Source organism: Pseudomonadota bacterium (genome assembly GCA_016719885.1).
In the GTDB taxonomy this organism is placed as follows: Bacteria; Pseudomonadota; Gammaproteobacteria.
Map to the genome: position 1 here is coordinate 424,319 of JADJYF010000026.1, position 14,291 is coordinate 438,609.

The 14,291-nt window shown below is 62.3% G+C and carries 10 protein-coding genes; 1 reads left to right on the forward strand and 9 read right to left on the reverse strand.

Annotation, left to right across the window (positions count from 1 at the left end; translation table 11 throughout):
- Window positions 1-12: 12 nt before the first annotated feature.
- The 9 genes from xrtA to prsT all read right to left on the reverse strand — a co-directional run bounded on the left by xrtA (window position 13) and on the right by prsT (window position 12,566).
- Window positions 13-1,536, reverse strand: a complete 1,524-nt coding sequence (gene xrtA, locus IPM80_22660) for an exosortase A (GenBank protein MBK8961148.1) — start codon at window positions 1,534-1,536, stop codon at window positions 13-15.
- Window positions 1,529-2,599 (reverse strand): FemAB family PEP-CTERM system-associated protein, encoded by a 1,071-nt coding sequence (locus tag IPM80_22665; GenBank protein ID MBK8961149.1) that lies wholly within the window; start codon window positions 2,597-2,599, stop codon window positions 1,529-1,531. Before IPM80_22665 ends, xrtA begins: the two co-directional genes overlap by 8 nt.
- Window positions 2,535-3,431, reverse strand: coding sequence for a DUF3473 domain-containing protein (locus IPM80_22670; protein MBK8961150.1), 897 nt, complete (start codon window positions 3,429-3,431; stop codon window positions 2,535-2,537). The genes IPM80_22665 and IPM80_22670 overlap by 65 nt, the downstream gene beginning before the upstream one ends.
- A 95-nt stretch (window positions 3,432-3,526) precedes the next feature.
- Window positions 3,527-4,666: an AAA family ATPase gene (locus IPM80_22675; GenBank protein ID MBK8961151.1), complete on the reverse strand. Its 1,140-nt coding sequence runs from the start codon at window positions 4,664-4,666 to the stop codon at window positions 3,527-3,529.
- A 9-nt stretch (window positions 4,667-4,675) separates the two neighbouring features.
- On the reverse strand, window positions 4,676-6,154 hold the full coding sequence (locus IPM80_22680; protein MBK8961152.1) for a TIGR03016 family PEP-CTERM system-associated outer membrane protein: 1,479 nt from the start codon (window positions 6,152-6,154) through the stop codon (window positions 4,676-4,678).
- Window positions 6,155-6,213: 59 nt separating this feature from the next.
- A complete protein-coding gene (locus IPM80_22685) occupies window positions 6,214-7,182 on the reverse strand; it encodes an AAA family ATPase (protein ID MBK8961153.1) in 969 nt (322 codons plus the stop codon).
- Between the two features lie 17 nt (window positions 7,183-7,199).
- Window positions 7,200-8,810: a chain-length determining protein gene (locus IPM80_22690; GenBank protein MBK8961154.1), complete on the reverse strand. Its 1,611-nt coding sequence runs from the start codon at window positions 8,808-8,810 to the stop codon at window positions 7,200-7,202.
- 40 nt (window positions 8,811-8,850) lie between these two features.
- Complete coding sequence (locus IPM80_22695) at window positions 8,851-9,459, reverse strand: polysaccharide biosynthesis/export family protein (protein ID MBK8961155.1); 609 nt, start codon at window positions 9,457-9,459, stop codon at window positions 8,851-8,853.
- 317 nt (window positions 9,460-9,776) lie between these two features.
- Entirely contained in the window at window positions 9,777-12,566 is a 2,790-nt protein-coding gene (gene prsT, locus IPM80_22700; GenBank protein MBK8961156.1) for a PEP-CTERM system TPR-repeat protein PrsT, read from the reverse strand.
- A gap of 578 nt (window positions 12,567-13,144) precedes the next feature.
- Here prsT and IPM80_22705 point away from each other — a divergent pair.
- The gene (locus tag IPM80_22705; GenBank protein MBK8961157.1) at window positions 13,145-14,134 is read left to right on the forward strand and encodes a PEP-CTERM sorting domain-containing protein; all 990 of its coding nucleotides are present in this window, start codon (window positions 13,145-13,147) and stop codon (window positions 14,132-14,134) included.
- Window positions 14,135-14,291 lie beyond the last annotated feature (157 nt).

Here is a 14,291-nt window from a genome sequence, read left to right on the forward strand (position 1 = left end):
GGCCGATGACGGTCAGGGCTGGACACGCAGGTTGTCGAGCAGCAGTGCTCCCGAACGCACGAATGCCAGCAACGCTTCGTCGGCGGCCTGGCTGCCGGGCACGATCTCGGTACGCACGGCAATCATCGCCGCGCCGCGGTTGGAGCCGCGCAGTCGCGCCCAGCCCTCGGCCAACTTGACCGGCAAACTGTCCACCGCCAACAGCCCCTGCGCTTCGTACCAGTACCACACCAGGTAGTCCTTTTCGGCCTTGTAGCGCAGGCGCAGTTCGTTGACCGACTTCATCGGCAACGGCTGCGGCACGTCGCGCACGCCATGGGACAGCTGTCGCCACTCATGCTTGTCGAACACGCGATTGTTCTGGCTGATGAGTTCGCCCTTGGCGTCGTGCTCGCGGAAATAGACCACCTCGACGCTGACCACGCGCCCGTCGGCGGCGGTGTAACGGCCGGCGAGATCCTGTGCGGCGCCGGGGAAGTGGCTGGCCAGGGACTCGGTCACCGGTGCCGGGCCCGACCACTGCGCGACGGCCTTCAATTCGATGGGAGGGGCGACGGCACGAGCGGCATCCTGCGCCAGCAGTGCGACACGCGGCGCCACGCAAAGCAGCACCACCATTGCCAGGGTGCGCTGCGCGCGCCCGGGAGACAAGGCCTCCATCGGTGTCGGCGCAACCGGCGCGGTAGCATCGCTGTCGTCCATGTCACTGAACGAGCGGCCAACCCAGAACAGGATGGCGATGACCAAGCCAAAGAACACCCAGCCATAGATGAAATGATCGATGCCCTGGGCCAGGCGGTAGTCACTGAGATCGGCAATGATGACGATGCCGAAGGCGCGTATGCCGTTGGCGACCAGCGGTACGACCACGGCCGCCACCATGAACACCGCGCGGCGCTTCAGCGAGCGGAACTGCAGGTAGGCAAACATGGTGGCGACCGACAGCGTCGCGATCAGGTAGTTGATGCCGCTGCAGGCTTCCGCCACGGTGAAATTGCCGGAAGGAATGCTGACGTCACGCCCTTCCACGAATACCGGCATGCCGATCAGTTTCAGCAGGCTGACCATCACCAGCGCCGTCCAGTCCTGCAGGTAGGGCACCAGGAACTCGCCCTCGGGCACCGCGAAGTACAGGTAGAAGAACGGCAGCAGCAGGGCACGAAAAACCGTCTGCCCGAGCAGCGCCCAGGCACTGCCTATGGCCATGCCGACCACCGCGAGATGCATGAAAAAGGCCGTAGACATCACCTCGCCCGCGATCCACAAAAGACCGTTGAGGGCGACGTAGGCGACACCATAAAGTGAGACCGAGGGTGCGCAGTACTCGAGTTGCGGGCGCTTGGTGTAGCCGAGGTAAACCGCGATGAACGGGATCAGAAAGCAGTGGTTGAAGGTGCTGGAATGGGACCACACCCCGACCATGTCGGCGAAGGTGCCGTAATAGCCGACGCCGAGCGCCAGGTAGGCAAGTCCCAGCAGCCCGGCGTGGAGCCGCCAGCGCGCGGCGGCCTGCGATTTGTCGAACGACTCAGCCAAGGTTGCGTGACAACCAAGGCCCGATGAGTCCTGCTACCGGCAGCGGCAGACGCTTCCAGCTCTCGATGAACAAGCGGTACTTGGGATTGAGCGGGTTGATGTCCGGCATTTCACGGTCGCGGATGAGTTCGTATTCGTAGAACAAAGGACTGGCTTCGAATCCCAGGTTGAGTTTCCATTGGTAGGGGCCGGTGTCACGCTTGCTGCGGCCGAAATCAAACAGCGTGCAACCGCGCTGAGCCGCCCTGGTCATGATTTCAAAAGCCAGGAAGTCGTTGCCGTTGAGATTGCGCGCCGCATGGCGCCCGCCCCAGTAATAGGGACAGACGCTGTCTCGATAGTAGAAGTTCATCGCCGCCGACACCGGTTCGCCATCCAACTCGGCACTGATGATCTCGATGGCGTCGCCGAAGGTGGTGGCGATGGCATCGAACAGGCGGCGCGGAAACACCGGCGTACCGAGATTGCGCACGCTCTCGGCGTACACGCCATAGAAACGTTCCACCGTCGAGCGATGCCCGACGAGTCCATTCTTGATGCCCTTGCGGATGACATTGCGCTGCTTGCTGCGTATGGCCTGCATGTTCGCTTCAGCATCCGCGAGTATCGGCTTGGTGAAATTCGCGTACAGGTCCTTGCACACCCGCGCGACGCCCGACGCGGCCGGCAGGCGATACTCGAGGGCGCCCACCTGCAGGGCTTGCGCGCGCTCGTGGGCCGCGCGATGCAAGGCGTCGCGTGCGTCGGCGTCGAGCGCCAGCGGCCCGGCATGGGCGCTGAACGGCAAGGAACTCAGGTTGTTGCCGAACAACAGGCTCTTGACGTGCACCAGCGGCAGCACGCCGCACACCGCGCCGTCCTGCTCGGCGACGAGGTAATGGGTGCGATGACCGAGGGCTTGCTCGAAGATCGTGCGCCACGCCGACAAGTGGAAGAACGTGCCGTGCTGGTGGGCATTGACGAAATTATCCCAGGCCGGCGCGCCGGCGCTGTCGAGATCACGAACGCGCAAAGGCTTCACTCCCGACCGTCTGGCCGCAACGCCCGCCGAGCACGTCGGCATAGACTTCGCGGAACGGCGCCCATGCGAAATCGTTGACCAGGGCACGCATGCGTGCCAGCGCGCGTCCCTGGTTCAAGTAATGGCGGAATTGCGATTTCAAACCTACTCCCGGCGGCCTTGGCTGCTGTGGATCGAATTCCCACGGGTGGAAGTACATGTTAGCGGCCATATGGTCGTGCGAATTAACCCGTTTGATCAGCGCGCGCGACACGACATACGGAAGCAGTCTGAAAAAGCCGCCGCCGCCGGCCGGCAGGTTGCGCATGCCGATGCGCACGGTGCTGACCGGGATCTCGGTCAGGGCCGAGGTATGCGGCGCGACAAACGGCGAGCGCGGCGCAGCGGGCGCGCCATACAGGTCGTGCCGCACCGGGTAGACACTGGAGCTGTAGATGAATCCGGCTGCCTCGATCTCGGGGAAAGCCCACAAATTGGTCGCGTCGATGGAAAAACTCGCGGCGCGGTAGCCGAGCACGGCGCTGCCGGCGGCGTCTTCGAGGATAGCCTTGCTGCGTGCGATGTCCGCTTTGAATTCAGCACGGCTCTGGGTCGTGGCGCGGGTGTGGTTGTAACCGTGGCAGGCCACTTCATGACCATCGCGGCACATACGCGCAATCAGCTGCGGGTGACGTTCGGCAACCCATCCCAGGGTGAAGAACGTGGCGCGCACACCGACTTCCGCGTACAGGTCGAGCAACTGGTGGGTGGCAAACTCGACGCGTGACGGCCAGCGCTCCCAATGGTCGGGCGCAATCACGGATTCGAACGCCGAGACCTGGAAATACTCCTCGACGTCGATGGAAAGCGCGTTGACGATAGGCTCGACTTTCATATGCGGGTCTAGGTCTCAGCTGACAAAAATGCCGATGGCGGCTGCGTCACCCGCCATCAGCGGGGCGGGGTGGCCAGGGCCAGCGCTGCGCGAGGTCAGTGCCTCGCCATCAACCAGTAGCCTACCGACAGCGCGGTGGCGGCCAACACGATCAGCGCCACCAGGAAGGCCGTCGTCCACCACGGAAAGCGTGAAGCGCTCTCCGTCATGGCGGGTGGTTCCGGCGGCAAGGACAGGGGAGCCGGCTGCTGCGCCGCCACCAGCTTGGTGGTCAGGTCTTCAATCACGTGCTGCATGCTGACGAGGCGGGTCTCCATCTCGGCCAACTCGCCCTTCCTGCTCGACTCGTCAGCCGACTCGGCGGTGACGACACGCACCGGTTCCCAGCCTTCGGGTTTGTCGTCGACATCGTCGCCCGACTCGCCTTGTTCGACCAGGATCTCGGCGCATACGGCATCGAGCATGGTCGGGCTGATGACGTGGGAATCATCCAGGTAGCAATTGAGCAGCGTGCGATCAAACAGCGTGTTGATGCGGCGTGGCACGCCGCCGGTGAAATCGTAGATACGCTGGAACACCGGCTCTTCGATGAGCGGGTTGTCGGTCCAGCCGACCTTGCGCATGCGATATTCGATGTAGGACTTGATCTCCGCCGGCGACAGCGGCTTCAAGTGGTAGGCGGCAATCACGCGCTGACGCAGTTGCTCGAGGCCCGGCGCACGCAGGATGCCGCGGAACTCGCGTTGACCGAGCAGAAAGCTCTGCACCAACGGCACACCGTTATGATCGAAATTGGAAAGCATGCGCAGCTCTTCCAAGGCCGAACGCGGCAGATTCTGTGCTTCGTCGACCACCAGCAGCACACGCTTGCCCTCCTCGCGGCAGGCGGTGAAGCGCGCTTCCAGATCACGCAGCAGGCTGGCCTTGGACGCGCGCTCAATCGGAATGTCGAATTCGGCGGCGATCAGGCGCAGGAGATCGAGATCCTTGACGTTGGACGACACGATCTTGGCGGCCACCACGCCCTGTCCCTCAATCTCGCGGAACAGGTTGTTGACCAGCATGGTCTTGCCGGTACCTACGTCCCCCGTGACGACGATGAAGCCCTGCTCCTGCTGCAGGCCGTAGCGCATGTAGGACAGCGCGCGCTTATGCCCCTGGCTGCGGAAGAAAAAGCGCGGATCGGGGTTGAGCTGGAACGGCTTCCCCGTCAGGTTGAAATGCGCTTCGTACATTCCTGTTTCCTACAGGTGGAAGGCCAGGCTCGCGGAGAACGCATTCTCGTAGTAGTTCGAACTCCCGCCGTTGCCCACGAAACCCAAGCCTTGGGCGCCATTGTTGATCGTCAGTTCGTACTGAATACGCGCCGTGGTGTGCGGACCCAGCTCATAGCTGATGCTCGGGTAGAAACTGTAGTAATTGCCGTTGGTCGAGGGACCGATATTCTGCTTGTTGTTGCGCCACATGGCGGCGAACTCGGTCCTGAGGCGTGGCCGTATCGGGTGTCTGAGGTTGAGACTCACGCCACGGGTGCTCTGATCGTTGGCGACCGTTTCCGACTCGCGTTGGGTTTCGTAGTAGCGCAGGCTCAGCTTACCGCGACGCAGGTTGTAGCTCAGCCCCGCGCTGGTGCGCGTTTCGAGAAACACGTCATCATTCGCGTTCGGCGAATCAACCGGCACGAGAATCTGTCCGCTGGTCACAGGATCGAACACCGGCAGGCCATCGACATCGACCAAGGGCACCAGGGTGAGACCGCGTTCGAACTGGTTGGCGGTGCGCACCTGGGTACCGTAGGAGAAATCAAAGCGCCAACGCCGCTGGGTGTGGTGGGCCTTGGCGTTGACCGTCTTGCCGAAATAGCGGTCCCCCCAGTCGAATTCGACGGAGGTGCGCGACGACGGCGTCCAGACACCGCCTATCGTCCAATACGCGCCATTCGACGTGCCCTGCTGCGAATCGTAGGAGTTGGCGTCGTAACCGCCAGTGCTGCGCAGCGAATACTGGCGGTTGAAGATATAGGAAACCGTAGTCTGGGCATTGCGGAATTTGCGCTCGCGCCCGCTTTCGAATGTCACGTTACGGGCCTCGGCACTCACCTGCACCGGCATGCGCCTGTTGATTGCGCCGCTGTACAGGTCAAGGTTGAAGCCATCTTCGACACTGCTGCCTTCGCCGATGTTGAAATCGTTGCCGCCGAATCCGCCCGTGCCCTGGCTGCCGTTGGCGCGTTCGACAATCTGGTGCGCGTAACCCAGGCGCATGTGCCCGAGGGAACCAAACCGGTGTTCGATGCGCGGCGCAAGATCGAGCGAAGTGACATCGGTGACCTGGTTGTTACGGCCGCGATTGTTGAGGCTGACGAATCGCCGCGAGTCTGCGGCCTGTTGTGATACACGGCCGTTGACGTCGAAATACAACCAGTCTTTGACCGGGATCGAGGCCAGGTCGGCCTGCAGTTGGTTGTCGTTGCGATCAAAGCCGGTCTCGTCAGCGTAGAACTGCTGGCGCCAGTTGTAGTCGATGCTGGTTTTCAAACGTGCACTGTCGCCGCGCACCGACACGCCCGGCGTGATGGTGGTGATGAAATCACCATCCCTGTCATCCTCGCTCAGGCGAACGTTGTCGGTATAGGTCTCCTCGGTCGAAAAGCGCGGCGTCACCTGCCACGAACCGGCCTGTACCGTCCCACAGGCGCCGAGGTAGGCAGCGGTCAGCGCCATGCGCAACGCCAGGGTGCGTCGGCCGCGCGGCTGCCTTCGGTATTGCGATGTACGCCGACTCATCGGGAATGGTAGTAGCCGTAGTACTCGTAGGACGCGCTCGCGACCTGCTTGGACTTGTTCAGGATGAGTCCGGTCACGGTCACGCGATCGAGCCGTTGCAGGGTCTCCTTGATGGTTTCCTGCTTGGTGCTGCCGGCTTCCGCCACCAGCACGAGCTGTCCGACCAGGGGCGCCAGCGCGGTGGCGGTGGTGGTGGCCAGCACCGGCGGCGAGTCGAACAACACCACGCGATCGGGATAGCGGGTGGCGATCTCCTTCGTCAATTCGCGCATGCGAACGCTGGCCAACAGCTCGGTGCTGCCGTCGCGCGGTGTGCCCACCGGCAGCAGCACCAGGTTCTTCATGCTGGTGCGGACCAGCAGATCCTCGAGCCGCAGTTCAGGATTCGCCAACAGGTCGAACAGGCCCTTGCGGTCACTGACCCCCAGCACCCGGCTGGTGTCGCGCTTCATGATATCGGTGTCGATCAACAACACCGTGTGGTCGACTTCCATCGCGATACTGATCGCGAGGTTGACCGAGGTGAAAGTCTTACCTTCGCTGGGCACGGAACTGGTGATCAGGATGAGGTTCGATCGGCGGCTCTCGTTCTGTGTACCCGCAGCAATGTTGTTGAGAAGACGGCGCTTGATTTGCTGGTATTCCTCGGACTGTCGCGTGGTTGCCTGATTGGGCGTCAAGAAGCCCCCGGCGGCGAGCCGCGTGAAATCCAGGTCCACCACCCTGTCCCCCGCAGGGCGCGAAGGCGCAGCCGGGCGCGCCGCGGGCGCGGCCGCAGGTGGCGCGGCCGCGACTGATGGCTCGGGGGGCGTGGCCGCTGGCATTGACGCGGCGGGCTCGCTGGTCGCGGTGGCTTCCTGAGCGGCGCTCGCGGGCGCCGTGGCCGCCTCAGGCACAGCAACGCTCGGAGCGGGCGAGGTGGACACGTTTTCACGCCCCTCTTCGCCCTCGAGGATCTTGTCCATCGCCCGTTCGATTGAACTCATGACTTGGCCTCAATCAGCCTGGAAACGCGATCGCCGAGATTGAAATGCATGGCCTCGAGCGTCACCAGTCCGCCGTACACGGCAATCAGGCCAATCAGGGTCAGGGCAAAAACGCCCAGTTCCATGCGCCGCTCCGTGCGTTGCCTCTCGCTGAACACCAGCGACACCGTGCCGAGCACCGGCAATTGCGTGATCTCCTTCAACTCCTCGCTGGAATAGAAGCGCGGGTTGATCTGCGACAACAGGAACGCAAAGCCGACACCGGCGCCCAACGCCCCGATCAGAACCACGGTCATCACCTGGACGCGATTCGGACCAACCGGCAGCAAGGGTACGCGCGGCGGATCGATGACCTTGAGCTTGACATCGTCAGCCTGCTGATCGACTTCCTGCGACAGGCGCGCCGACTCACGGCGCTTGAGCAGTTCGTCATATTGCTGCTTGTTCATGCCGTAATCGCGATCGAGCCGCTTGAGCTCCGCCTCGATTTCCGGAATCGAATCGACCTGGCGCTCGAGTTCGGAGACCTTGGCCTGATAGGCCGCGACGCGCGCGCTCAAGCCCGCCACCTCGGCTTCCGCTTCTGCCATGGCGAGTTTGATCTCCTGGTACACGCCGCTCTCACCGGCATCCTCCATCATGGGGGAGTCGCCGGGCTCGGCCGCCGCCTGCTCCGCGAGTTCCTTCAACTCCTCATCGCGACGCGCCTTGAGTTCTTCCATCTGCTCGCGGATCGCCTGGATGTCCGGGTGTTTGTCGGTGTACTGGAGCAGAAGCTGGTCCACCTGCTCCTGCAGGTGAGCGATGCGCGCGTCGTAGCGCGAACTGGTCGGCGCACGGAGCGTCTGCTGGTCGCCCATCACGCCCAGCACCGGTTCCTCGCCTTCGAGCTTCTGGCGCAACGTGGAACTGCGATTCTGTGCTTCGTTCAACTCGAGCTGGGCACGCTGCAACTTGTCCTTGGCATCGAGCAGATTCCTGAAATAGGAGCTTCCTTCGTCCGGCATCACGCCGACGTTACGCTGTTTGAATTCCTTCAAGCGCATTTCGGCGTCGAGCAAGCGCTTTTCGTATTGAACGATTTGTTCGTCCAGAAACTTCTGGGTGACGGCGGTATCAGTGCGATTGGAACCGAGCGCCGATTCCATGAAGGTATTGAGCAATTCGTCCACCACTCGCTTGGCCTGCTTGGGGTCCGAGCCGGTAAACGCGATCTCGTAGATGTTGTCCTGGGTGGTGCCCTGCAGTTTGATCTTCTCGGCCAGGCCGGTGATTACGGCGTCGAATTCGCGGTCGCTCTTGGTCTTGAGATCCAGGTCGGTCTTGCGCGCAACCTGCTCCAGATTCGGACGCGTCATCAGCGTGCGCTTCATCATGTTGGCCGAACTGGCCAGCGATTCGCTGTCGATGGCCAGGCCTTTCAGCAAGGGCCTCAGCATCGAGCGCGTATCGACGAAAATTTTCGCCTTCACCTCGTAGATGTCGGGCATCGTGAGCGCGAAAACCCAGCCCCCCACACACAGCACCACCGTAAAGCCGAGCGCGGCCCAACGGTATGGCCACACCATGCGCACATAGCGCCGCGCCTGCTGTATCTGTTCGTTCATAAGTCGAGGCCCGCCTGGCTGCCGAGATCCAAAATGGCGTTCAGAACCAAGCCTCGGGAATAATCAGGATATCGCCGGGTTGCATCGCTACATTCGCTTCGATGTCACCGTCTTTGATCAGGTCTTCGAGGCGCACCCGGTACTGCTCGTGACCGTTGCCAGACAGCCGCACAATGGACGCGCGGTTGCCCGCGGCAAATTCGGTCAGGCCACCGACATCGATCATGACGTCCAGCACCGTCATGTCCTTGCGATACGGGATCGCGGCGGGCTTGGCCGCTTCACCGACCACGCGCACCTGCTCCTGGTATTGACCAACGAAATTACCGACGGTCACGGTGACCAGCGGATCGCGAATGTACTCGGCAAGCTTTTTCTCGATCTCACGCGCCAGCGCCGACGGCGTGCTGCCGCTGGCCTGCAGATCTTCGACGAGCGGCGTGGAGAATTTGCCGTCGGGTCGCACCGCGACCGACGCTGACAGTTCGGGGTTGCGCCACACGAACACGTTGAGGTTGTCGCCCGGCCCGATGATGTAGTTGTAATCCGATTTGGCGTTTTCGGCCGGCGCCTCGTCGTGACCACGAATCGCATCGACCACCGCACAACCGCCACTCGCCAAACTCGTGGCCAGGATCCATGCTGCCATCGTCAGGCTCGAAATCTTGCTCAATCGCTTCATCGGAACATCTCCCACACCTTGGTCGCCATGAGACTTGCGGCGGTCATCGATTTGTCGGCAATTATTCATTTTAGTCAATGTCTTACTAGAGCATATTAATAGACTTTGGAAAGCAAGAACAGGGGCGCCGGCCAGGGCTTATCGGCAGCTCTCCAGAATAATCGAGAGGTCGGCGCGATCTGTGCCCCACTGCTCGCATCAGGTCTCGCTGCGCGCTCATGGCCTTGCGTCACGCGCGTTCAGCCAACCCTGCCTGGATACGCCTACGGTCTGCGACCGGCACCTCAACGTTTGAGGTCGGCGGCCAATTTCTCTGCCGCGGCCCGCTCGGGGAAATCCTGGTTCCTGAGCGCTTTCTGCACCGCGGTGGCCGCATCTTTGCGATTGCCGCTGCTGAGCAGCGCGACGGCAAGATGGAATTGCACACCGCTGTCTTCGGGGGCGCCCTGCGCCGCTGCCTCGAGAATCTGCAATGCAAGCTCCTTGTTGCCGCGCTTGAACAGCACCCAACCGTAGGTGTCGGCCAACTGAGGATTCTTCGGCGCCAAGTCGTATGCCGCCTTGGCATGGTCAAGCGCACTCGGCACGCCCAGATCCAGTTCCAGCAAGGCCAGGTTGTTGAGGGCAAGCAACTGCTTGGGTTCGACGCTCAGCACCTTCCCATAGGTGGCCGCCGCCTCTTTGGGGCGCTGCAGCTGGTTCTGAATCTGCGCGAGGTAAAGCAACACCTCGACCGGCTTCGATGACTGGGCGGCGCGTGCCTGCAAGACCTCCACGGCCGCGTCGGCCTTGCCCGCCCGCATCAAGGCTCCGGCCTGCTTGATCACCCAGCCATCGCTTCCGTCCTTCTTTCCCGCACTCTCGAAGAACGCCGCCGCCGCCGTGGTATCGCCACGCGCGATCGCGAGGTCGCCGCGCAGTGCGTCGACAGCGGCGGCCTGCTCTCGATTCTTGGCGAGCTCGTCGATCAGGCCTTCGGCGGCGGTCAAATCCTTGGGCTGGGCTTTCCGTATCAGCGTGCGGGCCAGGACCACCGCCACTTCGGGCGACGTGGGCATGCCCTGCCTGGCCAGGCTCAATTCCTTTTCGGCCTCGGCCAGGTTGCCTCTTTCATACAGGATAGTGCCGCGCAAAAAGTGCGGGTTGGGCGACTTCGGGGCGATTTTCGCTGCGTCGCGCGCGACCTTTTCGGCCAGATCGAGGTTGCCCTGACCGCGTAAGCCATGCCCAAGCGCAATCATGGCGTCGAGATTGCCTGGCAGCAGCTTGAGTGTTTCGTTGGCGATTTCGACGCACTTCGCGTAGTTCTGCATCGGCAGGTAATGGGAAAGCAAGGCCAAACGCGCGACGGTGGCGGTGGGATTGGCGCTTCGTACACGCTCGTAATAGTCGATGGCCGCCGCCGCGTCTCCGCGGGCATCAGCGGCGGTACCGGCGAGCGTAAGATTGGCGGCGTCCTTGTCGTCGATCTTCAGCAATTGCTCGACATACTGGCTGCCGCCGGTCACATCGCCCTGGCGAAACAACAGCAACGCCAGATTGCTCAGCAGGGTCGGCGTGCCGGGGCTGGCCGCGACCGCGGTTTTCAGCAGTTCGGTGGCCTTGGGCAGGTCCTTCTTGCCCACGTAGGCACTCGCCAGCGCATTGAGCAGGCCCGGATCGTCTCCCTTGACGGCACGCATCTTTTCGCCCATTTCCAGCACCTTGTCCCATTCCTTGCGGGACATGTACAGGTACAGCAGCATGGTGTCCTTCTGGGTCAATTGCTTGTCCAGAGGCGCGTCGGGCTCGAGCATCTTGATTGCATCGTCCACCTTGCCGAGCCGCGCGGTGGCGAAGGCGAGCGCGGTTTTGAGATTGTTGTCTTCCGGCGCACGCGCCGCGGCCGTTTGCAGGCTCGCGAGGCCGGCTTCGGAATTGCCCACCGCGAAATAGGCGCTCGCCTTCAGGCCGAGCATTTCGGAATCGGCCTTGGTATCGAGTTCACCGAGGGTCTTCAGCGCCTCGTCGGCCTTGTTGCGTTTCAACTGGATGGACGCGAGCAGCTTCTTTGCCGGTTCGAAATCAGGAGCCGATTGCAGGTAAACCGTGAGATAGGTCTCCGCCTGCTCGAGGTTGCCCCGGCGGTACATGAGGTAGGCGAGATAGAGCTGCGACTGCGCGTGGTTGGGCGACGAGGCCAGGGTTTGTCGAAAGCCGTCCTCGGCCGCCGCCCAATCTTCGGACACGTAAGCGACGATGGCCTTGTAATAACCGACGATAGGGTTCTTTGCCACCCGCTTGTCCAGCACCGCAAGGCGCTGCTTGGCCACGTCGAATTTCTCTTCGCTCAAATCCAGGCGTACCTGCGAGAGGGCGGGAAAGATTACGAAGGGGTTGAGTTGGGCGGCCTTGTCCAGCGACTTGTGGGCGCCCGCGAAGTCCTTTTCGCGTTCGCGTAAGTCCGCGTCGTACATGTAGGTATTCCAGTCCGAGCCATCCGCCGAGAGGGCCTGGTCCAGGTATTTGCGCGCGGATTTGAAATCGCCGCGTGCGACCAGCACACGGCCCATGCCCTGGTAGGCCTCCGCCGCGGGCTTCGGTTCTTTCAAGGCTTCTTCGTACAGCGCCTGGGCGGCGTCCAGTTTGCCCTGCATCAAGCCGAGGATTTCTGCGTGCAGGGGTTTCAATGCCGGGTCACCAGCAATATCGGGAGCAGTTTCGAACTTGGCCAGCGCCACATCGGCCTCGTTGCGCAGCACGGCGAGGCGGATATTGAGGATTTCCACCGTGCGCTTGTCGAGGCCGAGCTTGGCGCCCTTCTCTATCTCGGCCTTGGCCGCCTCGGGGTTGCCGAGCCGCAGGTACATGTCGGCCAGCTGCAGACGCAGGCCGGCGTCGTCGGGCTGCGTCCTCACCAGGTTTTTCAGGGAAATGAGCGCCTCGGAGACCTGCCCCTCTTGCCAGAGCTTCTGAATGCGGGCGGCCTGGTCCTGCGGTGACAGCGTCTTGCCCCCACAGCCGGCCAGCATCAGCACCATGCACAGACTGGTAGCGAATAGCGCCAGTACCCCGCGCGGGAAACGATTGACCATGCTGATTGCAGCTCCCTTTCGTGCTGATATTGTCTTCATATCATATAGGCATGGGGTGTTTGAGACCCGCCCCGCCTGCTTCAATAGCGGCCGCCCACGGCGCTTTCGGTAGTGAGTGAGCGATGGCGGCCCCGAGTGCCGCGCGCGAGGCATGCCGTGTGCGGCAGGTTGACACTGTTGGCGGCGGGAGTGGTCAGGCCCGTAAAGACGCGAACCGTCTGGTGGGGGCGGATAACGCCGGTATGTTCCGCAACCAAATCCCGGATTTCGCCCGCTGTCTGAATTATTTGACAGCCTTTGCGCCGCATCGGAAAAGCCACTAACTAAATGTTTTTTAATGCCTTTCAAGGCTGGCGAAAGGCGCATCGGGAAGCACGGCCAAGCCAAGTGAGAACCATGGCGCGCGAGCCTGTCAGCATTTTTTACACGGGCTGTGCTTAACGCAGGTCCGAATGGCTCCTGCGATCTCCAAGCGACTGATAAGCCAGCAGTTTATTTTTTTGGCACGAACGCTGCTAAAGGCAGGCCAAGGCAGAGTGTTCTGTCACCAAACTTCAGACGACTACGGAGCTAGACTCATGAACCAGACCCTGAAAACCAGCATCATCGGCGCGGCCTTGATGATGGGCGCAGCGGCGCAGAACGCCTCGGCCGGTAACCTCGTCATCGACATCGACGGTGTCTCTGGCGGCACGCAGCTGAACCTGTCTGGCCTGGGCTCGAGCTTGGGCAACTTCCTGGCTGAAAGCGCCCTGCTCGGCGGCGGCGGCAACCCCGGTACGGGCGCCACCACCATCTACGCGCAGAACGCCATCCGCGTCAACAGCGCGGCCTGCCCGGCTTGCGAACTGACGGTTCTGTATTCCATTCCGATGACCTCCTCGGTCAACGTCGCTGGCACCAAGCTGAGCATGTCGCAGGCGGCGCCGGGCACCTTCAAGATGTGGTTAGACACCGCCGGCGAGCACATCGCTGATACGGGTGTCAACGGTACCGAAATCAACCAGATCAACGGTGCCGGTTACGGGGATGGCGTGCTGATCCTGTCGGGTGTCATCACCGTCGTGCCGCCGCTGTCCTTCAGCCAGGACACCGAGCTGCCAGTCGTCGATCTTGACGCGCCGTCAGGCGGCTGGGGCACCACCTTCGACACCATTCAGGGCACGGGTTCGGCCACCCTCAACGTGGACCTGACCTTCAAGGCGGCGGGCTACGTGCTGAGCAACGTTACCGGTGGCGTGCTCGACCTGCAGTTGGTCAACTCGCTGCGTTTGAACTACACCAACACCACCCACAACCGCGCCTCGACGGTATTTGCTGACGTCAACAGCGCCACCCCGAACGTGCCGACCATCGTGCCGAACTTCGGCTCGGGCCTCAACCCGCTGAACGACTTCGGTTGCAACAACGCTCTCGTTCCGAGCACCTGCGACTTCGAAGCGCAGATGAACACCACGTTCCTGTTCTTCGAGACCCCGGAGCCGGGCACCCTGGCCCTGATGGGCGGCAGCCTCTTCCTGATCGGCGGCCTGGGCGTGCGCCGTCAGAACAAGAAGGCCGCGGCCTGAAGGATGACTCGGCGGCTCGCCGCCGAATCAAGCGCTGAATAATCTTCGGATTGGAAAAGGCCCCTGCAGAAATGCAGGGGCTTTTTTTTGTTCGCGGTTTTCGTCCAGTACAAAAAGCAGCCAGAGGCGCGCGACGGCTGTAATCGCCGTCAGGCCC